Below are 26,219 nucleotides of genomic sequence, written 5' to 3'. Positions count from 1 at the left end.
TTGGAGGCACAGTATGATACAAGATAAAAGAATTTTATTAACAGGTGGAGCAGGTTTTATAGGTACAAAATTATGCTCACTATTAAGTTATAATAATGAAATATTAATATATGATAGCTTAAATAGAAATTCAATTAAAAACACTGATTTATTAGATAAAAGCAATGTGAAATTGGTTCAAGGAGATATTTTGGATTTTAACCATGTGAAATCAGTAGTAGATGAATTTAAGCCTAATATTGTAATTCATTTAGCAGCAGTGGCGGGCATAGACACAGTTATAAAAAGTCCAGTAAATACTATGAAAGTTAATATGATTGGTACATATAATATTCTAGAAGCGGTAAAGGAAAATAATATTGAAAGATTTATAGATTTTTCAACATCAGAAGTATTTGGTTCTTACGCATATAAAGTTGATGAACAGCATACAACCAATCTAGCACCAGTAGGTGAAGCAAGATGGACTTATTCAGTATCAAAACTCGCAGGGGAGCATTTAGCACATAGTTATTACAATGAATACAAAATTCCAATTGTAACAGTAAGACCTTTTAATGTATATGGTCCTGGGCAAGTTGGAGAAGGTGCTATACATCAATTTGTTGTTAGGGCAATAAGAGATGAAGAAATGCAAATCCATGGTGATGGTGATCAGATACGTTCTTGGTGTTATATAGATGATTTTGTAGATGGGATAATGCTATGTATTGAAAAAAAAGAGGCTATAGGTCAATCATTTAATATTGGAAATCCAAGAGGTACAGTTACTATTTCAATGTTAGCTCAATTAATTAAACGAATAGCTAATTCAAAATCGAAAATAGTATATGTACCAAAGAATTATGTAGATGTTGAGCTTCGAATTCCAAACATAGATAAAGCTAAAGAAATTTTAAACTATGAACCTAAATACGATTTAGCAGAAGGGCTTGAAAAAACAATTGAGTGGTATAGAGGTGTTACAAATGATTAAGCTTGCAGTACCAGATATAGGACAGGAAGAATTAGAAGAAGTAAAAAAAGTATTTGATTCAAAATATTTGGTACAAGGGGATAAGGTAGAAGAATTTGAAAACTTGGTTAAAGAATATTTGAATGTAAAACATGCTATTGCTGTTAGTAGTGGTACAGCAGCATTACATTTAGCATTGCTTGCTTTAGATGTAAAATCAGGAGATGAAGTTATAGTACCTGATTTTACATTTCCGGCTACATCTAATGTAGTAGAAGTTGTAGGAGCTACTACTAAATTTGTAGATATTAACTTAGATAGTTTATGTATTAATACAGACAAAGTAGAGAATTTGATTACCGAAAAAACAAAAGTTATAATGCCAGTTCAAGAATTTGGGCAGTCATGTGATATGAATAAAATATTGGAATTAGCTAAAAAATATAATCTTAAAGTTATAGAAGATGCAGCATGTGCTCTAGGTGCCGAATACCAAGGTAGAAAAGTTGGAACAATTGGAGATATAGGATGCTTCAGTTTGCATCCAAGAAAAGCAATAACCACTGGTGAAGGTGGAATTATAGTAACAAATAATGATGAAATGGCAGAAAAAATAAAGATACTTAGAAATCATGGGTTGAGTTATATAAATGGGGAACCTCAATTTGTAATGGCTGGTTTAAATTATAGAATGACAAATATTCAAGGTGCTATTGGTGTTGCACAAATGAAAAAATTGAAAAATATAATTCAAAAAAGAATAGAAATAGCTTGCAAATATAATGAGTTATTAAGAAATATTAATGGCATAACATTGCCAGTTGGAAAAAGTTATGGAAAGCATGTATGGCAAACATACCATATATTGTTGGATGAAAAAATTGATAGAAATGAACTAATTCGGGAACTAAAGCAAAAGGGAATAGAAACTAATTTTGGTGCTTATGCGGTCCATTTACAACCATATTATAAAGAGAAGTATAAATGCACTAATGATGATTATACAAGTTCAATATTTGCTTACAAACAAGGCTTGGCATTACCGTTATATAATAAATTAATAAATAAGGAACTTGATTTTATAGTGGAAGTTTTAAAATCAAAATTAAATATATGAAACAAATTTTTTAGTTAATTATAAAGCAAGGTTGTTAAGATTTAGCTTTATTTATTATATAAATTATTCAATAGGAGATGAAATTAATGAGTGATAAAAAATCAATGTATCCATGGCAAGTTGATGAGTTACCTTTCTTTTATAAAAATTTACCTAAGCCGACCAATGGGGATGGATTTCCTGATTTTTTACCTTTTTTAATAGATATAGAAGAAAAAACAGGAGTCGTTAAGCAAGTATATAATGAAAGGATTAGTGAAATTCTTCAAAAAGCATATATAAAAGGGTCTTCGATTAGTGGGCTGATGGATGATTATGGAATTGGAGAGAAATATGCTAAAGATTTTTTGAAATTTATTATTAAGAATATCGGAACAGATAATTTAAATGGAGTAAGAATATTAGAAATTGGGTGTGGAACGGGCTATTTACTAAGTTTATTAAAAGGGTTAGGAGCAGATGTTGTTGGAATTGAGCCTGGTACAGAAGGAACTGAGATTTCAAATAAATATGGTATATCAATTCTAAAAGATTTCTATCCTTCAAAAAAACTTACTGAAAAATTCGATTTAATTATTAGTTATGGTGTTTTAGAACATATTAATAGTACTTCAGATTTTTTACAATCGGTAAATAATCAATTAAATGAGGGTGGAAAAATCTTTTTGGCAGTTCCAGATTGTGAGCCATATATTGAGCGTGGAGATATTTCTATGCTTTTGCATGAACATTATAATTATTTTATAAAGGATACATTGTATAATGTAATATATAATTCAATTCAATTTAAAGCTTATATTGAAAAATCCCAATTTGGAGGTTTTCTTTATGGAGTTGCTACTAATAATGAAAATACGCAAGATGATATGTATCCGAATTTTGGAAAAATACAATCATTGAATTATGGTTATAAGGATAAAGTGGAAAAAAATATAGTAAGTTTTTTAAATTTATTTGAAGATGATTATTTAAAAAATAAATCGATAGGAATATATGTTCCGGGACGAATAATAAATTTATTTTCTATTATCCAAAATAAAATTAATTTGAAGAATATAAGATTTTTTGATGATAACATATCTTTATATAATAAATACTTTCCTGGCATTAATATAAAAATTGAATCCTTTGATGACTTGAAAGTAAATTCTCCAGATGTGATTTTTATAATGTCAAATTCATTTAATAATAAGATAAAAGAAAAATTAAAAAAATATTTAGGTAAGGATTTAACTATTTTAGATTATAATGATATTTTTAGAATATAAGTGAGGCTGTGTTATGGAAATTTTAATTACTGGTAGTAATGGATTTATCGGGAAAAACTTATATGATTATTATAAATATGATAAAACTAATAACTATATTTTCGGAACAACATCCCAATTAAATGGATTTGTTAAGTTTAATAATTATTATAACAACATGGAAGAAATATTAGTTAACGCAAAAATTGATTGTATAATACATTTAGCAGCAGTAATCCCAAGCTCATTTGAAAGTGCAGATTTTAATGATGTTTTTTTATCTAATGCCAATATTATGAATAATATGTATGAGTTTTCTATCAAAAACGGGATTAAGAAATTTATATATATTTCAGGTTTTGGATCTATGGAGGATTATAGAAATTACAAGATTAAGGATTATTATACGTTATCCAAAATACATGGTGAACATGTTTGTGCTATGATGGAAAACAAGGGGATAGAAACTGCATCATTAAGAATATCAGCACCATATGGTAAAGGTTCTAATAAAAAAAGCGTTATAAATACATTTATTAATAATTCATTAAATGGCTTAGATATTAACATATACGGAACTGGGAAAAGGGAACAAAATTTTATTTATGTAGATGATATAATACATGCAATTGAACTCTTTGTAACCACTAATAATAAAATAAATGGAGTATATAGTATTATTGCTGATAAGAATACATCGATGCTAAATTTAGCTGAAATTATAAAAAGTATATGTAATTCAAAATCTAAAATAAAGATAGGAAAGTATGATGATATACAGGAAAGTTTTAAACCTAGCTATGATTATGATAGAGCGTATAGAGAGGTTGGGTTTAAACCTAAATATAATATTTATGATGGATTAAAGAAATATATAGAATTGTATGTGGATGGCATATGAAAATAGCAGTTATTTCAGATATTCATTCTAATTTTGATGCGCTGGAAAAGGTTATTTGCGAGGTAAATAAGTACAATTGCAATATCAAGATATGTTTGGGTGATATGGTAGGTTACTACAATAAACCCAATGAAGTAATTGAAATTCTAAGATATAATGATTTTAAATGTGTAAAAGGTAATCATGATAAATTTATATTAGGTGAAATAAACTATAAAAAAGAGAATGAAGAAATTTATGGTATAAAAAGACATAGAGAAACTTTAAGCTATGAAAATCTATTATTTTTAAAGAATTGTCCTGAGTTTATTGAATTGAAATATGAAAATTATTATTATTGCTTTTGTCACTCATTAAAAAATGACTGCCAAGTTTATTTGAAAGATGAAAATGATATTATAAATAATTTTGATAATATAAAAAAGTATAAGTACTATTTCTATGGTCATACACATAGGAAGAAAAGTATGATAATTGAAAATAGTGTGATAATAAATCCTGGCTCAGTTGGACAGCAGAGAGATGAAGAGTGGAAACCATCATTTTGTATTTTAGATTTGAAGGAGAATAAGCATAAAATAGTGAGCATTGAATATGATATAAATAATTATATTGGTAATTTAGATAAAGATGGATATGACAAAAGATTAATAAATATTTTAAAAAAATACTAATAAATTTAAGGTGGTGAATTTTATTGGATAGGGTAAATGTATTAATAACAGGTATTGGTAGCGCAGGAGTTGGAGAACAGATACTAAAAGCTTTGAAAATATCTGATTTGAATTTATTTATTGTTGGTACTGATATAAGTAACATATGTTTTAATAAAAATAAAGTTGATAAATTTTTAATTGTTCCACCTGTTAGTAGTAACAATTATGGTGAAAGTATAAGAAACTTAATTGATAATTACAATATAAAAGCAATTTTTCCAGGTTCTGAGCCTGAACTAAAATATTTTAGTAATAACAGTTCTAAATTTCAAGATGTCTACATTTCAGCAAATGATAAAGAACTTATAGATTTGTGTTTGAATAAATTTAATACATACGAAAAACTTGCTGAATTAGGTATTCCTTTAGCTAAATATAATAAAATAGATACTATTTATGATTGTAGTGATATTGATTATTTTCCAGTTGCATTAAAACCGAATACTAATTCAGGAGGATCGTCGCATATTTATGTTGCTTTTGATAGGGAAGAATTAGAGATGTTTGCAGGATATATGTTAAAGCATGGAATTGATGTCATAGCACAAGAATATATTGAATATGACAATAATGAATATACTATAGGGGTTTCTTCAGATAGAGATGGAAATATATTAGGTTCTATCATATTAAAAAGATTAATAAATAATGCTCTCTCAACAAATAAAAAATTTAAATTTAATAATAAAAATGTAATAATATCATCGGGAATTTCTCAAGGAGAATTTATTAATGATGAAAATATAAAAAAGCAAGCGGAAAACATTGCAAAAAAAATAGGTTCGAAAGGTCCAATAAATATACAAGGAAGATTTTGTAATAATAAATTATTATTATTAGAAATAAATCCCAGGTTATCTGGTACTACTTATTTAAGGACAATGGTTGGATACAATGAACCGGCTAATATGATAAAGCAAAATATTTTGCAGCAAGATTTTAGTTATAGTTATTCTACAAAAATGGTACTCAGAAGTATTGTTGAAAATATTAATGATAATTAAAATGATTTTGTAGATAAGGAGATTAATTATGGAGTTTTTTTCGTATGATAATTATAGGCAGATATTAGATTTGCTAAAACAGAGTGGAAATATTTATAAATTCAATGAATTTATGGGTAAAACAGGAATATTATTGAGGCATGATGTGGATTTTGATATCTATAGGGCATATGAATTATCTAAAATGGAAAAAGAAAAGGATGTAAAGTCTACATATTTCATTTTAACAAATTGTGATTATTATAATATAGCTTCAATGAAAAATAGAGTGATTCTAAAAGAAATGAGTAATAATGGGTTTGAAATTGGTATACATTTTGATCCTACAATTTACGGTGATATTAACTTGTGTGAAATGAGCAGGAAAGTAGATTTTGAATGTAGTATGATAGAAGATATTACAGGAGAAAAAGTAAAATCAATTAGTTTACATAACCCTTCTATACATAATCAATATCCGATATTTAATGGATATATAAATACTTATTCGAAGGAGTATTTTAATACAGAATATTATTTTTCTGATTCGTGCATGAATTTTAGGGGGAAGAATATAATGGAATTGGCTTCAAAAGCAGACCAGCATATGATTCAGGTATTATTTCACCCTATTCATTTTTCTGAAAGTGGACAAAAATATACGGATATATTTAAGAATATAATAGTAAGCAAAATAAATGAATTTGACACCTTTATGAGGGGTAATAGAACATATAAAAATGATATCGGGAGTAATAATTTATATGATTTTATTAGGAGTGGGGACTTAAATGAGTGATAAATTAAAAATATATGTATTAAATACTATTTCTGCTGGTGCTGAATCTTTAAATATAATAAAAAAAGAAATAAAAATAGATGGTATAATAGGGCTCAACAAAAATCATGAAGATATAAATGTAATATCTGGTTTTTATGATATGAAAAAATATTGTGAGAAAAACAATATGAATTTTATTGGAATAGATACATATAAAATAAATAAAGATTGTGACATAAAAAAAATAAAAGAATTACAAATTGATATTCTTTTGGTTTTAGGATGGCAGAGATTAATACCAGATTGGCTTATTAATCATGTTAGAATTGCGTGTATCGGAGGGCATGGGAGTCCATGGGGAATAGAAAAAGGAAGAGGAAGGTCTCCAATAAATTGGTCATTGATTTTAGATAAGAAGAATTTTATTATAGATATATTTAAAGTTAATGCTGGGATTGATTCTGGAGAGGTAATTGATGAAAGTTCATTTATGATAAATGAATTTGATGATGTTAATTCTATTTATTATAAGGTAAGTTGGAGTGTCGCGCAAATGATTATTAAAAATATTAAGAATGGAAATATTCTTGATAAAATTTATAAAAAGCAAAATAATTATGGGGTTAGATATTTACCCCAAAGAACTCCAGAAGATGGTGAAATTGATTGGAATAGAACCAATATTGAAGTTTATAATTTTATAAGAGCTTTAACTAAACCTTATCCAGGAGCATTTTCTTATTTGCATAATACAAAAGTATTTATTTGGAGAGCTATACCTTTCGAAGATATGATTGGCTTTGAAAAATATCAACCAGGAGAAGTGGTAAAATATTATAGTACTAATAATGAATTTCTTATTAAATGTAAGATAGGCGCTTTGTTAGTTAAAGAATATTCAGGAGAAATGATAATTAATGATGAATTAGAAAATCATAAATTTAGCAATGCAAATTTTAATGAGCAAATGCAAAAAATAATTAGTAGACACTATATTGATTATAAGAATAATAAATGTAATGATGAATTATTGCATTTCTAAATTATTCAAATCATGAGAATTATATTTTAGTGTAGATACTAAAAGGTGAAATGTTTATGCGAAATTTATTTAAAATGAGGCAAGTATTATATTATAATAAAGTTAAGGGCTAAAACTTTATATAAATCTGTGGTATTTTGGATATTCGGTAATTTAATAGTAGCTGTTTAAGTTCTGATGCTATATATATATATAACTTTACTTGCGCACTAAATTGAGCAATTTTACCAAAAGGCTTAAGATCGAGGTTTATTAGATATTAAGGAATAAACTTTAGATATGTTATACTCAATCTTTTTGATACATATGTCAAAATTACTGCATAAGTTTATTATATAATTTAATTATTGAAAAATATTATATTGTTTATAAAGTATTAATGTATTCTATATCAAAAATATTTGGAATAATAAATCAAGTTAATACTTTACTATTTCATTCATGAATAGCAAAAAAGAATGGCGAGAATATAAAATTAAAGTAGTAATAAGAATAGTAATATAATTATTAGATGATTATATTCAAGTTATGCTTTAGTACAATATAATTGTAATTTTAAATGAAGATGATTCGTATAGTTTAACATATATTGTAATAATAAGATTAAATATATTGTGAATAACAGCCTTAGATGTAAATATAGTAAGAGAAACATTACAAGTAGTATCTGAAATTATAATGGATATAATATCTTTACCTAGATTTATTAGGTTAGGTATTGCCTGGGATAAGTAGTGAGAAATAGTCATTTGAGAACAGGAAGAGGCGTAAAGTAATAGAGTAAACGTAAATCATGTTGAGCATATTCATCCTCAAAGTGAAATAATGAAATTAAAATGTAATTATAATAAGGCTAAAAAGCTTATTAAGTGGGAACCACAATATAGTTTAGAAGAAGGTATAAAAGAGACTGAGGAATGGATAAAAAATAGTTTGAGTTGTAACTAAGAAAGAATTAGTAATATAGATTCATTGTTGCATTGAAAATTTTAGAATATTTTCAATGTACTTTTTTATAAGAAAAGGAATCAAAACAATATGGATGAACGAGAAGAGCTAATACACCAATTAGAAGCCGAACTTCAATGGGTAAAATATAGAATGCGAATGTTAGATATCATCGAGGAAAAATTATTGCAGATGAGAAGGATGGCAGAAACAGCTAAAGAATTAAAGCTTAGTGCAGAAGAAATTAATTCTTTAAACATTGAGATTCATAATTTGGAAGAACAGGTCAAAGCGCTCGATAGTGAAAGCAGAAAAACAAAAGATGATGAAATATTATAATAAGTATCAGTGGTTATGTAAAAATAACTATTGATGCTTATTTTAGTTTATATGTTAGATTTGATTAGATAAAATAGCACTAAAGTAAATTCATGCTTAAGGTATTTTGTATTTGCACGATAATAAATTAGAATATTAAAGTATAAATTAAGAAAGGATTGGATTATATGGATATAGGTGCAATGTCAATGGTAATGAATCAAGCATCTCTTCAAAGTGCAGTTTCTGTATCAGTAATGAAAATGGCTATGAATAGTGAGAAAGTAGCAGCTGTTCAAGTAACAGACATGATGAGCAATATGGCTGTAGACACAAGTAAAGGAACTAATATAGATGTAAGAGCATAACTCGTACTAAAAGAGAGGAGGTTTTATATAGTGAGATTAAATCACAATATGTTTTCGCTAAACATATATAAATCTTATAAAAATTCGCTTGTAGATAATTCTAAAGCATTGAATAACATTAGTACTGGTCAAGTTTTAAATTCTGCAAAGGATAATCCTAATAAAATAGGTAAGAACGAGACTTTGAAGATACAATTATTAACTAATGATGCGGCAAGTAAGAATATTCAAGATACTAACTCTATGATACAAACCTTTGATGGTTCGCTTCAAGAAATGAATAATAGTTTAGCTAGAATGAAAGAATTAGCGGTTAGTGCTGGATCTGGGAGCTTAACTGATGAAGATAGACAAATTATTCAAAATGAAATTGATAGTGTTAAGTCGGATATAAAAGATTTAGCAAATAATACACAGTTTAATGGAATTAAATTATCTGATTCCACTTTAACAGGTGAAAATACTTCTATGTTAAAAGCTGTTATTGGAAATATGGATGATGAAAATATGGATATACCAATTTATAATGTTAGCCCAGAAAATTTGGGGGTTAGTGGAGTTGACGTAATAAATAAATTGGATGAATCTAATGAAGCTATTGATAAAGCAACGCAAATGGTTAGTAGGATAAGAAGCAGATATGGTGCTTTGCAAAACAGATTAGATGGAACTGGTGATTACTTATCAAGTAAAGCATGCACTATTGAAAAGGTTCAAAGTAATATTGGAGATGCTGATATTGCTGGAGAAATGATGAATTATTCAAAAAGTGGAATATTAATTCAATCTTCTATTGCATTGATGGCGCAAAGCAACAATTTCCCTAAAGATGCATTAAATATTTTAGCTAATGTTAAATAATCTATTAATAATAGAATACTTACAAAATGAACTGTAGTAGATTTTGAATGTTGAAATTTACTACAGTTCATTTTGTAAAATTAAAATAAATGATTTGAGTAATTTTAATGGATAATTTTGTGAAATTCTAGATTTATATTTATACAAAATTCCATTATCTAAAATTATCTAACAAATTATAATGAAATTTATAATTTATTAGATGATTTTATCGAAAATTAAAAAATAATTGTGGTTAAATAAACAAAAATACATTATAATTTAAAAGGACAAATTATATTGATACTAGCACACTTATTGAAAAATAAGGCCGCAAAGCCATGAGTCTAAGGAAAATTTTATTTTCTATGATTGTCAGGTTGCCAAAATATAAAGTGAAACTTAGTTCTTAGCTTCATAAAAAGAATTTTATGTTGAAGACTATTTGAACTTATCTAATGTCGTGTTACTTTTATCTCGAATATTAATAAAAAAGTAATGTAAAATAAGATCTTTCATTTTTGCTTGATTTGTTTTACTATTTGTTATTATGCGAGTATTACAAGACTAGACATAAGATAATTATAATAAATTTTATATTTATTTTGCTTTAAATATTTTTGGTGCCTATAATTTATAGACACCTTTTATTTTGTGGATATTATGGTAGGCCACAGTAGAGATAAATGCAGTAGAAAGTCTAAAAATGGCATTTAATTTATTTTAAAAGATTTAATATGTGGGACAATATTACAATAAAACCAAAAAAAATCGGAATTAGTAAATAAATTGGAAAACATTTTTCAAAAAATTATAGATAAAATTGCATAGTTATTCTATAATTAAATTATTAATTAGCTAAAATAAAATGTAATATTTTACTTAGATGAAAATTGTGAGGAAAAAAGCATTTTATTTTACATATTCCTAATAATGTGTAAAATAAAATGTTTGGACTGAAAGTTTTAGATATTTATGCAAGTAGAAGACGAAATGTAAGGATGTGAATTTATGGCAATACAATCTATTAGTTCAGATGCTACTTATGAATTGATTAAACAAGGAATTAAGGCATCAAATGTTAGAGCTAAAACAATTGCTAATAATATGGCAAATGTCAATACGAAGGATTATAAGAGATTTAATGTAGTATTCGAGGAAAATTTAAAGAACCAAGGAGATTTCTCAAAATTAGACTTAAAACGTACTAATCCACGCCATTTTTCTAGTAGCAATTCAAGTAATGATGATAATATATCAATTGAACAGGATAAGAGTACTAGTATGAGAAGTGATGGTAATAATGTTGATTTAGATATTGAGAAGGTAAATCAAGCAGCAAATACTCTTAAATATAATGCGTTAATAACTGACATAAATAATAAATTTAATAATTTAAAAACTGTTATTAAATAGTGATAAATAATACATAATTAGGAATCATATTTAGACAAGCTAGGAAATTTGGAATTATTGATTAGATAAAGGAGGATTATAAATGAATGCATTTACTTCTATGCAAATAAGTGCAACAGGTATTTCAGCAGAAAGATTAAGAATGGATACTATAACTTCTAATATGGCTAATGCAAGTACAACAAGAAGTGCAAATGGCAAAGGTCCATATGTAAGAAAAGTAGCTGTATTTCAAGAGGCTCTTGATGCGAATAAGGATATGGCAGGAGTTAAAGCAGTTAAAATTGAAAATGATCCATCACCTTTAAGAAAGGTATATGATCCAACGCATCCAGATGCAGATAGCAATGGATACGTTACAATGCCAAATGTGAATGTATTAAATGAAATGGCAGACATGATGGTAGCAACGAGATCCTATGAGGCAAATGTTGATACTTTTAATGCTTTAAAGAGCATGTTTTCAAAAGCTTTAGAAATTGGTAAGTAGGGGGATGAAAAATGAGAATAGAAGATAAGTTTGCACAAAATGAAATTATATTTAATAATAAATTTAAAGATATCAATAGTGATAAGAGCAATAATGAAAGCAATAACTCAGTTAGTTTTGGAGATGTCTTAAAAAAGGCAGTAGATGATACTAACGGTAAGATGACACAAGCTGATGAAACTGCAACAAAGTTTATTAAAGGTGATGATGTTGATATTGATGAAGTTATGGTTAAGAATCAGGAGGCTAGTTTGAGTCTTCAGTTTTTAGCACAAACTAGAGACAAGTTATTGGAAGGATATAACCAATTATCGAGGTTGCAATTGTAGTAAGGTGAGGAGAGCTTAATAATGAAAAAACTTTTAGAAAAAGTTAAGGGGCTTTTGGAAAAGTTTAAATCCAAGAATAAGAAGATAAAAGCTGCTATAATAGTAGCAATCGTGGCAGTTATTATTGCAATTATAAGTGGGATTTTTTACTCATCTTCTAACAAGTATCAAGTACTATTTTCTGATCTTGATGCAGCTGATGCTCAAACTGTCGTTAATAGTTTAAATGAAAAAAAAGTTGATACTAAAATAGATAGTAACACAAATACGATTTGGGTTCCTAAGGATCAAGTGGATAAATTAAGGTTGGAGCTAGCACCAACTTTGACATCTGGAAGTAAAGGCTATGAATTAATGGATAGCGGCAGTTCCTTTGGAATGACAGATGAAGAATTTAAAATAAAAAAAGTTAGAATGCAGCAAGGTGAGTTGGAAAAGACAATAAAAAGTTTTCCACAAGTAGAAGAAGCGAGAGTACATATAACTGAGGCTAAGGATTCTGTCTTTGTAAAGGACAAAGAACCCGGAAAAGCAGCGGTTTATCTAAAATTAAAGAAAGGGACGACTATTAGTGAAGATCAGGTTAAGTCAATAGTAGCGCTAGTATCTGGTGCAACTGAAAACATACCTAGAGAAAACATAGATGTTATAGACGATAACATGAATTTACTTACTAAGGATATAAATTCTGATCAAGGTAATTCAGTAAGCTCTGAAACAATATCAAAGCAACAAGATGCAGAAAAAGCTTATGAAGATAGAATGCAAAAGGCAATTGTTAGCTTATTGGAGCCAATCGTTGGTAAGGGCAAAGTTAAGGCTACTGTTAATGTAAATTTAGATTTCGATTCAAAACAAAAGACACAAACAGTAGTAGATCCGAATAAAGTAATTGTAAGCCAAGAAAATTCTAAGGAATCAAATAACTCGGGATCAACAACTACAAGTCAAAGTCCTGTTGATAATAATATGAGTAATACAACTACAGCTACAAATAATAACCCTTCGGCTTCAAGTAAGGAAGATCAGAAGACAAATTATGAAGTAGGTAAAAGTGAATCTAAAGTTATTAGCGCACCAGGAGAAGTTAAAAGACTTACAGCATCAGTTGTGATTGATGGAAATTTAGATGCTGCGACGCAACAGACACTTGAAAATACAGTTGGAAATGCAATTGGATTAGATACACTTAGAGGAGATAAAGTTTCAGTGCTTGGAATGGCATTTGACACAACAGCTCAGGATCAAGCTAAGGCAGAAATTGATGCTATGAATGCAGAGACAGCTACAGCTAGCAAGAATAAGATGATGATTGTTGCAGGAATTTTGGGAGCATTGCTTTTAGGTATTATTATTTACTTCGTCGCAAAGAGAAGAAAGAAGAAGAAAGAAGAAAATGAACAATTATTAAATACTTTAATTGATGATACTATATTACCTAAAGAACCAGATGATGTCTTTGAACCAATAGAATTTGAGGCTAAGACTCAAAAATCTCACTTAGAGGAAGAAATAAAGAAATATGCTACAGAAAAACCAGAACAAGTAGTAGAAATAATCAAGTCATGGTTGACTGAAAATGAGAGGTGATGGCTATGTCAAAAGAACCAAGTCAATTGACAGGGGTGCATAAAGCAGCAATATTATTTATAACTCTTGGACCTGAAGCCTCATCTGGGATATTGAAAAAGCTACCAGAGGCGGATATACAGAAAATAACTTATGAAATTGCTAATATTACGTCTGTTACTCCAGAACAAAGGGAAGAAATATTAAATGAATTTTATCAGATGAACAAAGCCCGAGATTATATAATTGAAGGCGGAATGGATTATGCTAAAACATTATTATCAAAAGCTTTAGGAACTCAAAGAGCTAGTGAAATATTAGATAAGGTATCCGAGGCTACAGCTCAATATAGACCTTTTTCAATTGCAAGAAAGGCAGATTCTCATCAATTGTTAAATGTAATTATATCAGAGCAGCCTCAAACTATAGCTTTAATTTTATGTTACTTGCAGCCAGATAAAGCGGCACAAGTTATGGCTGAGCTGCCAGAAGAAACACAAAGCGAGGTTGCTTATAGAATAGCAACTATGAGCAATACTTCACCAATGGTAATTAAGGAAATCGAATCTGTACTTGAGAGCAAGTTATCTTCAGTAGTAAGAACTGAAATGACGACTTTAGGTGGTGTAGAAACTCTAGTTAGTATATTAAATGCAGTTGATAGAACAACAGAAAAGAATATTACAGAAGGCTTAGAAAGAGAAGATGCAGAACTTGCAGATAAAGTTAAGAGCTCAATGTTTGTGTTTGAAGATATTATTTCTCTTGATGATGTATCTATCCAAAGAATTCTTCGAGAAGTGGAAGTTTCTGACCTTGCACTTGCCCTTAAGGGATGTTCTGATGAAGTTGCAAATTCTATATATAGGAATCAATCTAAGAGAGCTGCTGCTTCATTAAAAGAAGATATGGAATTCTTAGGACCAGTAAGGCTTATGGATGTTGAAAAAGCGCAACAAAAGATTGTTTCTGTTATTAGAAGGCTAGATGATGCTAATGAAATCATCATTGCAAGAGGTGGAGAAGATGCAATCATCGTATAGATTAATAAAAAAGGACTTCGCAAAGTCAGGAACAAGTAAAGTTATTTCAACAGAGTATATTAGTAAAAAGGCAGCATATGAAGAAATAGAAGAGGAAAAAGAGGAAGAAGAAATTGTAGTAAAGGCTCCACAGATTGATCCTGAAGAACTTCTAAAAAGGTATGAAGATATTGGACAAAGGATAATACAGGATGCTAAAAACGAAAAGCAAATTATTGTTTTGAGAGCACAAATGGATGCCAATGCTTCAGAGAAAAAAGCATATGAAAAAGGATATGCTCAAGGATTAGAAAATGGATACGATGATGGTTACAAGAAAGCTTATGATGAAACAATTGAAAGTGCAAGAGAAGAGGCAGCAGATATTGTTAATAAAGCGGAATCGATGCTAAAATCTGCTCACGAGAACTATGAAAGATATTTAGAGAATAAGAAAAATGAAATAGTAAAATTAGCACTAGAAATTGCGGAAAATATTACAAAGAAAATACTAAGTACTGATGAAGCAATGAATAATATTATCGAAGAAGCTTTTAAAATCTCAAAAGGAGAAGAAAATGTTATTTTAAAGGTGAATTCAACCCATGTCGAAGAATTAAAATCGCAGGTGGAAAGATGGAAGGTATCATACAATATAAAAAATGAAATCTTTGTGCTTGCAGATGATTTTATGGAACCGGGAAATGCAGTTTTAGAAAAAAACAGCGGTATAGTAAAAGTAGGCGTGGATATAGGAATGGAACAAATACGAAAAGCAATATTTGGATAAATGTAAAGGAGTAGTTCTAAATGCTGAATTTAGACTTGGATTTTGATAAACTTATTAAAAAAGCAAGTGATACTTCAACAATATACAGCGAAGGCGTTGTTAAGAAAGTAATAGGACTTACTATTGAAGTACAAGGTATTAAGGCCTTTGTTGGTGAACTTTGCATAATATATAATGAGAAAAATGTTCCTGTAAATTGCGAAGTTGTTGGCTTTAGAGATGAGTTTGTAATTCTAATGCCACTTGATGAGCTTATAGGAATTTCTCCTGGATGTAGAGTTGTACCACAACGTAAGCCTTTAAGTGTAAAATGTTCTGATAAATTACTTGGCCATATAATAGATGGACTTGGGAATCCTTTAGATTGCGATAGTATATCTATGGATGGAGAAGAGTATCCACTAGAAAATGATGCACCAGACCCGTTAAAGAGAAAAAGAATAAAGGAAATAATGCCTACTGGAGTAAGAGCAATAGATGGTTTCTTAACTTGTGGAGATGGGCAGAGAATAGGTATCTTTGCAGGTAGTGGAGTTGGAAAAAGTACTACACTAGGAATGATAGCAAGAGAAGCAAAAGCTGATGTTAATGTTATTTCACTAATAGGTGAAAGAGGTAGAGAGGTTCTGGAATTTATAGAAAAGGATCTAGGGCCAGAAGGTATGAAAAAATCTGTTGTGGTGTGTGCTACATCAGATAAACCGGCACTAATAAGACTAAAAGGAGCATTAACGGCTACTGCTATTGCTGAATATTTCAGAGATAAGGGTAAAAAAGTAATTCTTATGATGGATTCAGTTACAAGATTTGCAATGGCACAAAGAGAAGTTGGACTTGCTATAGGGGAGCCCCCAGCTACTAAAGGATATACGCCTTCAGTATTTGCTAAATTACCTAAACTAATGGAGAGATCTGGAACATCTATAGACGGTTCAATAACTGCCTTTTATACAGTGCTTGTTGATGGAGATGATTTTAATGAGCCTATAGCAGATGCTGTTAGGGGAATATTAGATGGTCATATAGTTTTATCAAGAGCTTTAGCTCATAAAAATCATTATCCAGCTATTGATATTTTAAATAGTGTCAGCAGACTTATGAACACAATAGCACCTAAAGAACATAAAGAAGCTGCATCTATGGCAAGAGATCTTTTGGCAACTTATAAGGACTCTGAGGATTTAATAAATATAGGAGCCTATGTTAAAGGAAGCAATAAAAAGATTGATATGGCAATTAACTATAACGAATCATTAAATGATTTTCTATGTCAGGGAATTGATGAAAAAACATCTTTTGAAGGTACACAAAATTCTTTAATATCAATGTTTAAATAATGGGGGTGGTATTTTGGCTGAGAGATTTAAGTTTGGCTTAGAAAAGCTCCTTGAAATGAGAATGGAAAAAGAAGAAGAAAGCAAAAGATTATTTACTGAAAGTCAGAGAGAGAAAAAGAAGATTGAAGAAAAGTTAGAAGAACTTAAGGCAAGTTACCAAAAATATAACGGTATATCCCCCAGTGAGGATGTTATATATCAGAAATTAAAAAGATACTACATACAAGGCGTTCAAAGTGGAATAAAATCTACAGAGAAGGATTTAGCGGTCAAAAATCAAGAGATTGAAAATAGAAGAAAAGATTTAACAGTTAAGCAGATGGAAAGAAAAACTGTTCAGACCTTAAAGGAAAAGAAGTATTCTGAATATGTAAAAGAGCAGGATAGAATAGAGCAAATCAATATTGATGAGTTAGCTCTTTATGCGTATGTGAGAAATCAGAAAAATTAAGAATATTAATCTATGATTTAGAGATAGATATGGAGTTAATCTTAATTAAATTTCAATTTATAGAATTGGACTACTTGAAAGGAGGTGAAAATAATGGTTACAGCTACAAAAGGTTCAAATGATTCATCAAACAGTTTAGATAGCATGTTAAAGTCATTTACTTCTAATACAAATGCAAGTAAATCTTCCTTTGAAACTAGCAAGGCATCAGCTAATGCATATACTTCTAAGAAAGATGATTTTAAAAATGTATTAAAATCCAAAAGTGATTCCAAAGTTCAAGACAATACTCAAAGTACATCAAATGTAGATGAAAAACAAAATTCAACTGGAGTTGAAGATATTGATAAGGATACAAAAGAATTAAATGAAAAGCTTGAGGAATTAGAAAAGGAAAGTAAGACAGCATCTAAGGATAAACTGAAGGACATATTATCAGAATTATTAAGCCTACTAGCTAAATTGGGAATAAAACAAGATAGCATAAGTGCAAATGGAGCAATTAATTCTAAAGTTGGAGTTGATGGAACTAACAGTACATTATCTAATAGTGGTTTAAATAGTATTATGGAAAAGATAGTTGAATTACTAAAAAATGATTCTGTAAAAAGTAAGTTAGATCCTAATTCTTTAAACTTAATGGAAAAGCTTTTAGGAAATCTAAATAATAATATTAAAGAAAAAGGTACAGAATCGGCTAAAAATAATTTAAAAGGAATAATGTCTGAAATATCTGATTTGCTAGAAAATAAGCAGAATACGGGTAATAAAGTTTTAACACTTGAAGATATGTTAAGTAAAAGTTATTCTCAAGACAATAGCGAAAATGATAATTCTTCAGCGTCAAAAAATAATACTCCGACAGCTTCAAAAGAAGAAAAGTTTTTAAATTCTTTAGTTGATGATAATAAGGATGATTCCTTAAATAAAATTAACTTATTTGCATCTAGAACTTCAGTGATACAAAATCAAGGTGTAAATGATACTAGAGGACTTACGATTAATAAAGCTACTTTTGTTGATGATTTAATAAAAGATGTTAAGTTTATGGACACTAATTCACTTAAGGAATTAACTGTAAAAGTCAATCCTGGAAATTTAGGTGAGATAACTATAAAGCTGGTTCAAGAGGATGGAGTAATAAAAGCGAATTTAAAAGCTAATTCAAAAGAAACAAGTGCTTTAATTTCACAAAACTTATCAGATATTAAAAAGCAGCTTGGAGAGCAAAACTTAAAAATAGCGGATGTAAATATTGAACTTTATCAAGATGATACTACATTTTTTAGCGAACAAAGTTTTGGTGGACAGCTTTCAGAGGAGCAAAGAAGAAACAATACTAGAAATAGTAATGCAGCAAATAATTTGGCGGCCAGTGAAGAGGATTTAGTGGAGAATATTGAAGCTAATGATAGTAATATAGAATTTTTTGCATAGGAGGTAGAAGCATGAGTACTAAATTAAGTCCATTAAATGATTCAACAGTAAATGTTCCGAGCTCAGGGACAACTGATAATGGAACCAAGATTTTAAAGAAAACTGATAATACTATGGATAAAAATTCATTTTTGAAAATATTAGCTGCTCAATTAAGCAATTTAGATCCAACGCAAAATCAAGATTCAAGTGCATATGTCAGTCAAATGGCTCAATTCGCATCAATGGAAGAAATGCAAAATTTAAATACTACTATGTCAGACTCAGCATACCAACAAATGATTGGTAGAACAGTAATAACTAATGAAAAAGATGATAGTGGTAATTATGTGGAAGGTTATGTAGCTCAGGTGTTAAAAGAATCTGGTGGAACATATTTAGGGCTGTTAGTTAATGGAAAAGGAGAAAAAGTTGCAGTTGAAAATATAATTGGAACTGTACAAGCAAATGATTCAAATACTAACGCAAATAGTAGAACTGCTCTTAATTCTGATTTCCTAGCGGCTTCAGCTTTAGCAAGTAAACAAGAAAAAGTTGTGATTGCAACTTTAGATGATAATAAGAAGACTGTTTTAATAAAGGGGAAAATTACTGGCGCTTACATTGACACTGTTAGTGGTGCTACTGTAAAGATAAAAGTTGATGTTTTGGATGATAACGGTAAGCCAACAGGAGAAACTAAGACTTACGATTATGGCGATATAGTAAGAGCTGGAGATCTGGCAGACGATGATATGAAAGTAAATTTAAATAATAATACTGCTAATGGAAGTACAAGCGAAACAGGTACAAACAGTTCAAGTAACAGTAATTCTAGTGTGGGTGGAACAAATTCTGATTCTAGTTCTACAGGTACTAATACAAATAGTGAAACAGCAAATAGCGCTACAAACACTAATACTAATACAGGAACAGCAGGTGATACTACGAGTGCATCTTCAAATGGAACAATAAATACAATTTCAAGTGCAACTAGTGATTCGACAGCTGCAGAAAATGCAATTCTAGCTAAAATAGCAGGTGTATAAATGAGTTATAGAATTATTAATGGACAAGCTTGTTCTGTAGGGAATATTGGACAACTTGCGGGTTCTCAAAAGGCTGTAGGTAATAATCCTAATAGCAAACAGAAGGAAGCAAGATTTCAGGATGTACTGGATGGTGTTAAAAGTAAAGATCAGAGTTTTACTGTATCAAAACATGCTGCTTCAAGATTAAATGAGATTAATTTTACTAAAGAAGATATGGAACAAATACAAAAGGGTTTTAAAATAGCTCAGGATAAAAATTCTAAAAATACAGTTATGTTATATAAAGATATTGCATTAATTGCTAGTGTTGAAAACAAGACTCTAATAACAGCTGTAGAAAAGGATAGAGCAAAAGATAATATATTTACTAACGTAGATAGCGTAGTAATTTTATAGGCTGGACCTTTAAGCAATGCACAATGCACAATGCACAATCATTGTGACGTGTGAATTGGTTACGGAAGCCTGAACTTGTGGATCGACAGAAGCAAGTTATATAAATTGAAAAAAGATTGGGAGGTATGTTTATGTTAAGATGTATGTATTCTGGGATAAGCGGAATGAAGGTTAACCAAACTAAATTGGATGTTATAGGTAATAATATAGCAAACGTAGGAACAACGGCATTTAAGTCTTCAAGTGCAAGATTTAAGGATATGCTTTATCAAAATTCGTCAGAGGCAACAGCACCGACTTCAGTACTTGGAGGTACAAATGCTAAGCAGATAGGTTTAGGTGCACAAGTTTCAAGTATCAACAAAGTTATGGGACAAGGCAATGCATTATCAACAGGTAGAAGCCTTGATGTATGTATTGATGGTGATGGATACCTAGTAGTATCTAAAGGCGATTTGAATTCTGGAATTGGTGCTGATCAAGCTACAGGTGCACCAAATGCAGCAGCATCTGATGCCACTGGACAGATTTCAGAAACTTTGTTTACAAGGGATGGAAATCTTACACTGGATTATCAAGGAAATTTATTAACATCTGACGGACATAGGGTAATGGGATATTATTTAACTAGTTCTAAAAATGATGGAGGAACTAGTGGTGCTAAAAGTTTAGCTTATGATTCAACAAATAATGTTATAGGTGCTAACTATGTAAATGCAGATTCTAAAGATTTAAAAGTGTCTGATAATACAATGAGACCTTTAGTAATACCAGATAGTGTTACTATTTCAGGGACACCAGGTGCAGCAGATGCAGTAACACAGCCTGTTAAGAAATTTGAAATCGGAAAAGATGGTATTATTACTGCTGTATTAGGAGATGGTAAGAGAGCTGCAATTGGTCAAATTGCTATGGCAAGTTTTAAAAATCCAGAAGGATTGACTGATCTTGGTGGTAATATGTGCATAAATTCTTCTAACTCAGGGCCTATAGTTTATAAAACTGGAAAGATAGATACTAGTACATCATCTTCAACAACTACTGCAACAGGGAATCAAGGTGGTTTCGGATCATTAATTCAAGGAGCTCTTGAAGGTTCAAATGTAGATTTAACAGAACAATTTACAGATATGATCACAGCAACTAGAAGTTTCCAAGCTGCATCAAAGATGGTAACTACAGGAGATGAAATTCTACAAACAATTACTGGTTTAATGAGATAACCTAGATAATAAAAGATAGTTAATATTATATTAAAGCAGGTTGGGTGAAAGCTCAACTTGCAATAAAATATTAATAGAATATTCTACTTAATTAGTAATATGGTTTATAGTGCACAATTCACAATGCACAATTGGTAAGTTATTGTATTATCAAAAACCTATATACTTTAAATAATATAGTGAATATAATAATAATTAAGTGTGTATTGTGAACTGTACAGTTTATTATTAAAGGGGGAGAATTTTATGATAGATGTAACTGGGATGAACCATGAGCACTTCATATTAAATGCAGATCATATAGAAAAAATAGAAGAAGTGCCTGAAACAATAATTACATTAACCAATGGAAGAAAATATATAGTACTTGAAAGCATAGAAGAAGTTAGACAGGCCGTTATAAAATATAAAAACAAAATATTTACTTATAAAATATAATTATAAAATTTTATTAAAATAAAGTGAAACTTAGCTTCAGATGGAGATTTCTAGGTGCCCCTTGAGGGTAAATTTCCCACTGAAGGTTAGTTAAACTTATCTAGGGTCGTGCCACTGTTATATCCCACTTTAATAGAAGATGGGAGTGTTACAGTGGCTAGACATCAGATAAAGCTAATAATAAAAAGGTTAATACTTTAATCGTTGCAAGTGGTAAGGAGTGGTAATAGTGGCTTTAGGAAAAGGTAAGGAAAAAGAAAAAGGTGAAAAGTCAGGTAAAAGCAGTAAAGGTCTTATGATAGTTTTATTTATTTTAGGATTATTAGTATTAGGATCAGCAGCTTTTGGGGGAGTGTATTTATTCATGAAAACTAAAAATACAGTAGATGCCCAGGAAGTTGTTGTAGAAAATGAGTATATGGATTTAGCTGAATTCACAGTAAATTTAGGTGATGAAGGCGGTAAAAGATTTTTTAAGGGAGAACTTGCTTTAGGTTATGATAAGACTAAAACTAAACTAAAGGAAGAATTAACAGCTAATCAAGTAGTTGTAAGAGATGATATTATATTTTTCTTTAAGAGCCAAAAGGCTGATTATTTAAATAATGTAGCGAATAGGGATGCTATAAAAAGACAATTAATTGATTCTATTAATAAGGATTTAACAAAAGGCAAGATTACTGATGTTAGATTTAAAAGTATGATAATTCAGTAGGTAAGAGATATGAATTTTGGATTTTTAGGAATGATTGTACAGCTTATTTTGGCCTTGGGAGTTACTTTAGGATTAATATTTTTAAGTTTTAAGTTAGCAAATTCAAAATTTAATGTTATTAATAATAATAAATATATTAAGGTTATTGAAAGAGTACAAGTAACAAAAGATAATTCTATATTAATAGTTAAAATCGGAGAAAAAGGATATATAATGACTAGTACTGCAGGGCATATGGAAAAATTATCAGAGTTATCAAAAGAAGAAATTGATAATATTGAAGAAGATAAGAAGAAAGCATCGCAGGAAATGGCAGAATATTATACTAATTTAGTATTAAAATCGAAAAAGAACTTTTCTAAGATTACAAAGAATATAAAATCAAAGGAAGAGAAGCATGAAAAATAATAAAAAGAGAATTGCATTTACCTTCATGATGGCTCTTGGGATTATGATATTTTGCACTATAAGTGCATCTGCAGCTCCAAGTAGTACAAGCGTGCCGCAATTAAATGTATCTTTTGGAGACGGAAATAGCACACCGCAGGATTATGTATCGAGTATTAAAATATTGATATTTTTTACGATATTATCATTATTGCCATCAATAGTGATAATGATGACATCTTTTACAAGAATAGTGGTGGTGTTTTCATTTCTTAAGAGTGCAATGGGAGTGCAACAAGCTGTTCCAAATCAAATATTGACAGGGCTTGCTATATTTTTGACTTTATTTATTATGCAACCTGTTTATAATGAGGTAAATACTAAAGCAATACAACCATATTTGGAGAATAAAATAACTCAGGATCAAGCGTTTGAAGAGGCATCTAAACCTCTAAAATCATTTATGCTCAAACAAACGAGGGAAAAGGATTTAGAGTTATTTGTTGAAATAGGTGGAGTAGATAAAGAAAATTTAACAAAAGAGAATGTTTCATTTACAACATTAATCCCAGCATTTGCGATAAGTGAATTAAAGACAGCCTTTCAAATAGGATTTTTAATATATTTACCGTTCTTAGTTATAGATATGGTAGTATCCAGTGTTTTAATGTCTATGGGTATGTTCATGCTACCTCCTACAATGGTATCATTACCTTTTAAATTGATATTATTTGTAATGGTAGATGGCTGGTATTTACTGGTGAAATCTTTGATACAGAGTTTTATGTGAGGTGAAATAAGATGACGCAGACAATGCTTAATGCTGTAGTTAAGGATACAATAATAACAGCGGCGAAAGTATCAGCCCCTATATTAATAGTAGTTCTAGTATTGGGGTTAGCAATAAGTATTATACAAGCTACAACTCAAATACAAGAGCAGACATTAACTTTTGTTCCTAAATTAATAGCAGCAGCAATTGTTGGAATATTTTTGGGGAGTTGGATGCTTGAAACAATTATGTCTTTCACAAATAGGATTTTTGATTTGATTTCAAAAGTTATTACATAGGGGGTAGGACTGTATGGTGGATGTATCCTACTTTCTTGCATTATTTCTAATTTTTTTGAGAATAACCTCATATTTTATATCTGTTCAAATATTTTTCCCAGCTGGAACACCACAAATTATGCAAGGAGTATTTTCACTTATATTATCATTTGGAATTGTAGCAGGGATAGATCATTCTACATTGAGTGCTTTAAATAGTGGCTACATGCTGGTGTTTTATGCTATAAGTGAGATAATGTCTGGTTTAATATTAGGATATATAACTAATTTGATTTTCCAAGTGGTAAAGCTTGCTGGAGAATGGATGGATATTCATGCAGGTTTCTCAATGGTATCAGTGCTAGATCCAACAACTCAGACTACATCGACTTTACTTGGAAATTTATCATATTTTGTTTCGTTAGCTTTCTTTTTTATAGTTGATGGACATCATGTTGTTATAAATATGCTGGTGGAAAGCACAAAGATAGTGCCTATTGGTAAAACTATAGTCTATCAAGAAACCTTAATGGGGGTTATGAAGACTATTTTTGACTATTTTGCTTTAGGTGTGAAAATAGCAATACCAATAGTTTTGATAATTGTTATAACTGACGTGTGTTTGGGATTGATTTCTAGAACAGTGCCAACAATTCCAATTATGATTTTTGGGATGCCTATAAAAAATTTATTAGGACTTATTACATATATTATATTGCTTCCATTAATGTTGAAGTTAATTGGAACAGCTATATACAATCTACCAAGTATTTTCCGGGAAATAGTTAATTTGATACCTGTGGTACCTTTAGTTCTAATTTTTGCTGGTGATGATAAAACTGAAGAAGCAACACCTAAGAAAAAGTCAGAATCTAGAAATAAAGGACAAATAGCAAGAAGTAAGGATGTATCTGTAGCAATTACAATGGTTATTTGTACGTTATTAATATCATCTTTATGGGGGATGTTAACAAGTGGATTTAAAGATGTTCTGATCTATTTTTTGAATTTTCCCATGATAAAAGATTTTGATAATGCAACTATTTCTAATTTAGCAATTACTACTGTTATAAAGATAGGAAGTTATTTATTGCCCTTTGCATTACCTATAATGGTTGGAGGAATTATTGCAAGTTTGCTGCAAACAGGTTTTATAATAACTGCTGAACCTTTAAAACCATCATTTGGAAAGTTAAATCCTTTAAATGGTTTGAAGAACATGATATCAAAAAGAAGCATGGTAGACTTATCTAAAAATTTAATTATAATAACTATAATATCAATTATTTGTTATAAATACATATCAGGAAATTATCAGAGTATACTGGGAATTTCAAATTTATATCTACCTTCCCTAAGCGAGGAAGTTAAAAATTTAGTTGTGGGAATATTTAAGCAGATATGCATTGTATTGGTAATTATTGCAGCTATTGATTACTTTTTACAAGTTAGAATGCATAATAAAGAGATGAGAATGACTAAGCAGGAAATTAAAGATGAATACAAACAATCTGAAGGAGATCCTAAGCTAAAAGGGAAAATTAAGCAAAGGCAAAGGGAATTAGGAATGAAAAGAATGATGCAATCTGTTGCAGATGCTACAGTTGTAATAACAAATCCTACTCACTTAGCTATTGCTATAAAATATGAAGAAGGAAAAGATATGGAGGCACCTAAGATTGTAGCAAAGGGTGCTGATTATGTAGCATTTAAAATAAAAAGTATTGCGAAAGAAAATGAAGTCCCGGTTATTGAAAATAAGCCTCTTGCAAGGCTTATGTATGATAGGGTAGAAATAGATGATGATATACCACAAGATTTATATCAAGCTGTTGCAGAAATTTTAGTAGTAGTAATGAAACTTAAGAAGAAATAAAATTTAAATGCACAATAAAAACTGTGAATTGTGCATTGACAAAAAA

General features: G+C 29.6%; 29 protein-coding genes, 1 pseudogene and 1 riboswitch. All 30 genes and pseudogenes read left to right on the top strand.

From position 1 onward, the window contains the following. Nucleotides 1-13 precede the first annotated feature (13 nt). The 30 genes and pseudogenes from L1S46_RS11985 to L1S46_RS11840 all read left to right on the top strand — a co-directional run bounded on the left by L1S46_RS11985 (nucleotide 14) and on the right by L1S46_RS11840 (nucleotide 26,173). Nucleotides 14-976: an NAD-dependent epimerase/dehydratase family protein gene (locus tag L1S46_RS11985; RefSeq protein WP_238858850.1), complete on the top strand. Its 963-nt coding sequence runs from the start codon at nucleotides 14-16 to the stop codon at nucleotides 974-976. Continuing rightward, nucleotides 969-2,072 (top strand): DegT/DnrJ/EryC1/StrS family aminotransferase, encoded by a 1,104-nt coding sequence (locus L1S46_RS11980; protein WP_238900094.1) that lies wholly within the window; start codon nucleotides 969-971, stop codon nucleotides 2,070-2,072. Before L1S46_RS11985 ends, L1S46_RS11980 begins: the two co-directional genes overlap by 8 nt. 86 nt (nucleotides 2,073-2,158) lie before the next feature. Next, the gene (locus tag L1S46_RS11975) at nucleotides 2,159-3,340 is read left to right on the top strand and encodes a class I SAM-dependent methyltransferase (RefSeq protein ID WP_238900093.1); all 1,182 of its coding nucleotides are present in this window, start codon (nucleotides 2,159-2,161) and stop codon (nucleotides 3,338-3,340) included. Nucleotides 3,341-3,353: 13 nt separating this feature from the next. After that, the gene (locus L1S46_RS11970; RefSeq protein WP_238858847.1) at nucleotides 3,354-4,220 is read left to right on the top strand and encodes an NAD(P)-dependent oxidoreductase; all 867 of its coding nucleotides are present in this window, start codon (nucleotides 3,354-3,356) and stop codon (nucleotides 4,218-4,220) included. Then, the gene (locus L1S46_RS11965) at nucleotides 4,217-4,894 is read left to right on the top strand and encodes a metallophosphoesterase family protein (RefSeq protein WP_238858846.1); all 678 of its coding nucleotides are present in this window, start codon (nucleotides 4,217-4,219) and stop codon (nucleotides 4,892-4,894) included. Before L1S46_RS11970 ends, L1S46_RS11965 begins: the two co-directional genes overlap by 4 nt. Before the next feature lie 23 nt (nucleotides 4,895-4,917). Next, nucleotides 4,918-5,940: an ATP-grasp domain-containing protein gene (locus L1S46_RS11960; protein ID WP_238858845.1), complete on the top strand. Its 1,023-nt coding sequence runs from the start codon at nucleotides 4,918-4,920 to the stop codon at nucleotides 5,938-5,940. A 28-nt stretch (nucleotides 5,941-5,968) separates the two neighbouring features. Then, nucleotides 5,969-6,718 (top strand): hypothetical protein, encoded by a 750-nt coding sequence (locus L1S46_RS11955; protein ID WP_238858844.1) that lies wholly within the window; start codon nucleotides 5,969-5,971, stop codon nucleotides 6,716-6,718. Then, the gene (locus tag L1S46_RS11950) at nucleotides 6,711-7,742 is read left to right on the top strand and encodes a formyltransferase family protein (protein WP_238900092.1); all 1,032 of its coding nucleotides are present in this window, start codon (nucleotides 6,711-6,713) and stop codon (nucleotides 7,740-7,742) included. The genes L1S46_RS11955 and L1S46_RS11950 overlap by 8 nt, the downstream gene beginning before the upstream one ends. Before the next feature lie 774 nt (nucleotides 7,743-8,516). After that, nucleotides 8,517-8,690 (top strand): annotated as a pseudogene (locus L1S46_RS11945) (NAD-dependent dehydratase); the annotation flags it as partial. Nucleotides 8,691-8,780: 90 nt separating this feature from the next. After that, nucleotides 8,781-9,029, top strand: coding sequence for a hypothetical protein (locus L1S46_RS11940; RefSeq protein ID WP_238900091.1), 249 nt, complete (start codon nucleotides 8,781-8,783; stop codon nucleotides 9,027-9,029). A 167-nt stretch (nucleotides 9,030-9,196) separates the two neighbouring features. Then, nucleotides 9,197-9,376 (top strand): YjfB family protein, encoded by a 180-nt coding sequence (locus tag L1S46_RS11935; RefSeq protein WP_236896267.1) that lies wholly within the window; start codon nucleotides 9,197-9,199, stop codon nucleotides 9,374-9,376. 30 nt (nucleotides 9,377-9,406) lie between these two features. Next, nucleotides 9,407-10,237 (top strand): flagellin, encoded by an 831-nt coding sequence (locus L1S46_RS11930; RefSeq protein ID WP_238900090.1) that lies wholly within the window; start codon nucleotides 9,407-9,409, stop codon nucleotides 10,235-10,237. Nucleotides 10,238-10,514: 277 nt separating this feature from the next. Next, nucleotides 10,515-10,604, top strand: a riboswitch (cyclic di-GMP riboswitch). Nucleotides 10,605-11,227: 623 nt separating this feature from the next. Then, nucleotides 11,228-11,632 (top strand): flagellar basal body rod protein FlgB, encoded by a 405-nt coding sequence (gene flgB / locus L1S46_RS11925; RefSeq protein ID WP_236896271.1) that lies wholly within the window; start codon nucleotides 11,228-11,230, stop codon nucleotides 11,630-11,632. Nucleotides 11,633-11,714: 82 nt separating this feature from the next. Further along, nucleotides 11,715-12,122 carry a flagellar basal body rod protein FlgC gene (flgC, locus tag L1S46_RS11920; protein WP_238900089.1) on the top strand — a complete coding sequence of 136 codons (408 nt, stop codon included), beginning with the start codon at nucleotides 11,715-11,717 and terminating at the stop codon, nucleotides 12,120-12,122. A gap of 11 nt (nucleotides 12,123-12,133) precedes the next feature. Next, entirely contained in the window at nucleotides 12,134-12,451 is a 318-nt protein-coding gene (gene fliE, locus L1S46_RS11915) for a flagellar hook-basal body complex protein FliE (protein ID WP_236896273.1), read from the top strand. A 21-nt stretch (nucleotides 12,452-12,472) separates the two neighbouring features. Beyond that, nucleotides 12,473-14,041 carry a flagellar basal-body MS-ring/collar protein FliF gene (gene fliF / locus L1S46_RS11910; protein ID WP_236896275.1) on the top strand — a complete coding sequence of 523 codons (1,569 nt, stop codon included), beginning with the start codon at nucleotides 12,473-12,475 and terminating at the stop codon, nucleotides 14,039-14,041. Between the two features lie 5 nt (nucleotides 14,042-14,046). Next, a complete protein-coding gene (gene fliG / locus L1S46_RS11905; protein WP_238900088.1) occupies nucleotides 14,047-15,063 on the top strand; it encodes a flagellar motor switch protein FliG in 1,017 nt (338 codons plus the stop codon). Continuing rightward, the gene (locus L1S46_RS11900; RefSeq protein WP_236896278.1) at nucleotides 15,047-15,832 is read left to right on the top strand and encodes a FliH/SctL family protein; all 786 of its coding nucleotides are present in this window, start codon (nucleotides 15,047-15,049) and stop codon (nucleotides 15,830-15,832) included. The genes fliG and L1S46_RS11900 overlap by 17 nt, the downstream gene beginning before the upstream one ends. A gap of 20 nt (nucleotides 15,833-15,852) precedes the next feature. After that, a complete protein-coding gene (gene fliI, locus L1S46_RS11895; protein WP_236896281.1) occupies nucleotides 15,853-17,169 on the top strand; it encodes a flagellar protein export ATPase FliI in 1,317 nt (438 codons plus the stop codon). Between the two features lie 13 nt (nucleotides 17,170-17,182). After that, nucleotides 17,183-17,620, top strand: a complete 438-nt coding sequence (gene fliJ / locus L1S46_RS11890) for a flagellar export protein FliJ (protein WP_236896283.1) — start codon at nucleotides 17,183-17,185, stop codon at nucleotides 17,618-17,620. Between the two features lie 93 nt (nucleotides 17,621-17,713). Then, complete coding sequence (locus L1S46_RS11885) at nucleotides 17,714-19,057, top strand: flagellar hook-length control protein FliK (protein ID WP_236896285.1); 1,344 nt, start codon at nucleotides 17,714-17,716, stop codon at nucleotides 19,055-19,057. 11 nt (nucleotides 19,058-19,068) lie between these two features. Beyond that, the gene (locus L1S46_RS11880) at nucleotides 19,069-20,085 is read left to right on the top strand and encodes a flagellar hook capping FlgD N-terminal domain-containing protein (RefSeq protein ID WP_238900087.1); all 1,017 of its coding nucleotides are present in this window, start codon (nucleotides 19,069-19,071) and stop codon (nucleotides 20,083-20,085) included. Continuing rightward, nucleotides 20,086-20,484, top strand: coding sequence for a flagellar biosynthesis protein (locus tag L1S46_RS11875; RefSeq protein ID WP_236896292.1), 399 nt, complete (start codon nucleotides 20,086-20,088; stop codon nucleotides 20,482-20,484). It begins immediately after the preceding gene. Nucleotides 20,485-20,615: 131 nt separating this feature from the next. After that, entirely contained in the window at nucleotides 20,616-21,707 is a 1,092-nt protein-coding gene (locus L1S46_RS11870) for a flagellar hook-basal body complex protein (protein WP_236896293.1), read from the top strand. Nucleotides 21,708-21,953: 246 nt separating this feature from the next. Beyond that, on the top strand, nucleotides 21,954-22,145 hold the full coding sequence (locus tag L1S46_RS11865; RefSeq protein ID WP_026888289.1) for a flagellar FlbD family protein: 192 nt from the start codon (nucleotides 21,954-21,956) through the stop codon (nucleotides 22,143-22,145). A gap of 229 nt (nucleotides 22,146-22,374) precedes the next feature. Beyond that, nucleotides 22,375-22,860 (top strand): flagellar basal body-associated FliL family protein, encoded by a 486-nt coding sequence (locus L1S46_RS11860; protein WP_236896297.1) that lies wholly within the window; start codon nucleotides 22,375-22,377, stop codon nucleotides 22,858-22,860. 9 nt (nucleotides 22,861-22,869) lie between these two features. Beyond that, nucleotides 22,870-23,268 (top strand): flagellar biosynthetic protein FliO, encoded by a 399-nt coding sequence (locus L1S46_RS11855; RefSeq protein ID WP_238858833.1) that lies wholly within the window; start codon nucleotides 22,870-22,872, stop codon nucleotides 23,266-23,268. Beyond that, entirely contained in the window at nucleotides 23,258-24,037 is a 780-nt protein-coding gene (gene fliP, locus L1S46_RS11850) for a flagellar type III secretion system pore protein FliP (RefSeq protein ID WP_236896301.1), read from the top strand. The genes L1S46_RS11855 and fliP overlap by 11 nt, the downstream gene beginning before the upstream one ends. Nucleotides 24,038-24,048: 11 nt before the next feature. Then, nucleotides 24,049-24,318 carry a flagellar biosynthetic protein FliQ gene (locus L1S46_RS11845; RefSeq protein WP_012060412.1) on the top strand — a complete coding sequence of 90 codons (270 nt, stop codon included), beginning with the start codon at nucleotides 24,049-24,051 and terminating at the stop codon, nucleotides 24,316-24,318. A gap of 13 nt (nucleotides 24,319-24,331) precedes the next feature. Continuing rightward, nucleotides 24,332-26,173 (top strand): fused FliR family export protein/FlhB family type III secretion system protein, encoded by a 1,842-nt coding sequence (locus L1S46_RS11840; protein ID WP_238900086.1) that lies wholly within the window; start codon nucleotides 24,332-24,334, stop codon nucleotides 26,171-26,173. Nucleotides 26,174-26,219 lie beyond the last annotated feature (46 nt).

Source organism: Clostridium sp. YIM B02500 (genome assembly GCF_022324665.1).
Lineage (GTDB): Bacteria > Bacillota > Clostridia > Clostridiales > Clostridiaceae > Clostridium > Clostridium beijerinckii.
Note: the sequence above shows the minus strand (reverse complement) of the source record. Positions and strands in the feature narration are given on the sequence as shown.

Excerpts from the sequence above, each read along its gene's own strand:
- L1S46_RS11985 (WP_238858850.1), top strand. The coding sequence starts at position 14 with ATGATACAAGATAAAAGAATTTTATTAACAGGTGGAGCAGGTTTTATA.
- L1S46_RS11980 (WP_238900094.1), top strand. The coding sequence starts at position 969 with ATGATTAAGCTTGCAGTACCAGATATAGGACAGGAAGAATTAGAAGAA.
- L1S46_RS11975 (WP_238900093.1), top strand. The coding sequence starts at position 2,159 with ATGAGTGATAAAAAATCAATGTATCCATGGCAAGTTGATGAGTTACCT.
- L1S46_RS11970 (WP_238858847.1), top strand. The coding sequence starts at position 3,354 with ATGGAAATTTTAATTACTGGTAGTAATGGATTTATCGGGAAAAACTTA.
- L1S46_RS11965 (WP_238858846.1), top strand. The coding sequence starts at position 4,217 with ATGAAAATAGCAGTTATTTCAGATATTCATTCTAATTTTGATGCGCTG.
- L1S46_RS11955 (WP_238858844.1), top strand. The coding sequence starts at position 5,969 with ATGGAGTTTTTTTCGTATGATAATTATAGGCAGATATTAGATTTGCTA.
- L1S46_RS11950 (WP_238900092.1), top strand. The coding sequence starts at position 6,711 with ATGAGTGATAAATTAAAAATATATGTATTAAATACTATTTCTGCTGGT.
- L1S46_RS11940 (WP_238900091.1), top strand. The coding sequence starts at position 8,781 with ATGGATGAACGAGAAGAGCTAATACACCAATTAGAAGCCGAACTTCAA.
- L1S46_RS11935 (WP_236896267.1), top strand. The coding sequence starts at position 9,197 with ATGGATATAGGTGCAATGTCAATGGTAATGAATCAAGCATCTCTTCAA.
- flgB (WP_236896271.1), top strand. The coding sequence starts at position 11,228 with ATGGCAATACAATCTATTAGTTCAGATGCTACTTATGAATTGATTAAA.
- flgC (WP_238900089.1), top strand. The coding sequence starts at position 11,715 with ATGAATGCATTTACTTCTATGCAAATAAGTGCAACAGGTATTTCAGCA.
- fliE (WP_236896273.1), top strand. The coding sequence starts at position 12,134 with ATGAGAATAGAAGATAAGTTTGCACAAAATGAAATTATATTTAATAAT.
- fliF (WP_236896275.1), top strand. The coding sequence starts at position 12,473 with ATGAAAAAACTTTTAGAAAAAGTTAAGGGGCTTTTGGAAAAGTTTAAA.
- fliG (WP_238900088.1), top strand. The coding sequence starts at position 14,047 with ATGTCAAAAGAACCAAGTCAATTGACAGGGGTGCATAAAGCAGCAATA.
- L1S46_RS11900 (WP_236896278.1), top strand. The coding sequence starts at position 15,047 with ATGCAATCATCGTATAGATTAATAAAAAAGGACTTCGCAAAGTCAGGA.
- fliI (WP_236896281.1), top strand. The coding sequence starts at position 15,853 with ATGCTGAATTTAGACTTGGATTTTGATAAACTTATTAAAAAAGCAAGT.
- L1S46_RS11885 (WP_236896285.1), top strand. The coding sequence starts at position 17,714 with ATGGTTACAGCTACAAAAGGTTCAAATGATTCATCAAACAGTTTAGAT.
- L1S46_RS11880 (WP_238900087.1), top strand. The coding sequence starts at position 19,069 with ATGAGTACTAAATTAAGTCCATTAAATGATTCAACAGTAAATGTTCCG.
- L1S46_RS11875 (WP_236896292.1), top strand. The coding sequence starts at position 20,086 with ATGAGTTATAGAATTATTAATGGACAAGCTTGTTCTGTAGGGAATATT.
- L1S46_RS11870 (WP_236896293.1), top strand. The coding sequence starts at position 20,616 with ATGTTAAGATGTATGTATTCTGGGATAAGCGGAATGAAGGTTAACCAA.
- L1S46_RS11865 (WP_026888289.1), top strand. The coding sequence starts at position 21,954 with ATGATAGATGTAACTGGGATGAACCATGAGCACTTCATATTAAATGCA.
- L1S46_RS11855 (WP_238858833.1), top strand. The coding sequence starts at position 22,870 with ATGAATTTTGGATTTTTAGGAATGATTGTACAGCTTATTTTGGCCTTG.
- fliP (WP_236896301.1), top strand. The coding sequence starts at position 23,258 with ATGAAAAATAATAAAAAGAGAATTGCATTTACCTTCATGATGGCTCTT.
- L1S46_RS11845 (WP_012060412.1), top strand. The coding sequence starts at position 24,049 with ATGACGCAGACAATGCTTAATGCTGTAGTTAAGGATACAATAATAACA.
- L1S46_RS11840 (WP_238900086.1), top strand. The coding sequence starts at position 24,332 with ATGGTGGATGTATCCTACTTTCTTGCATTATTTCTAATTTTTTTGAGA.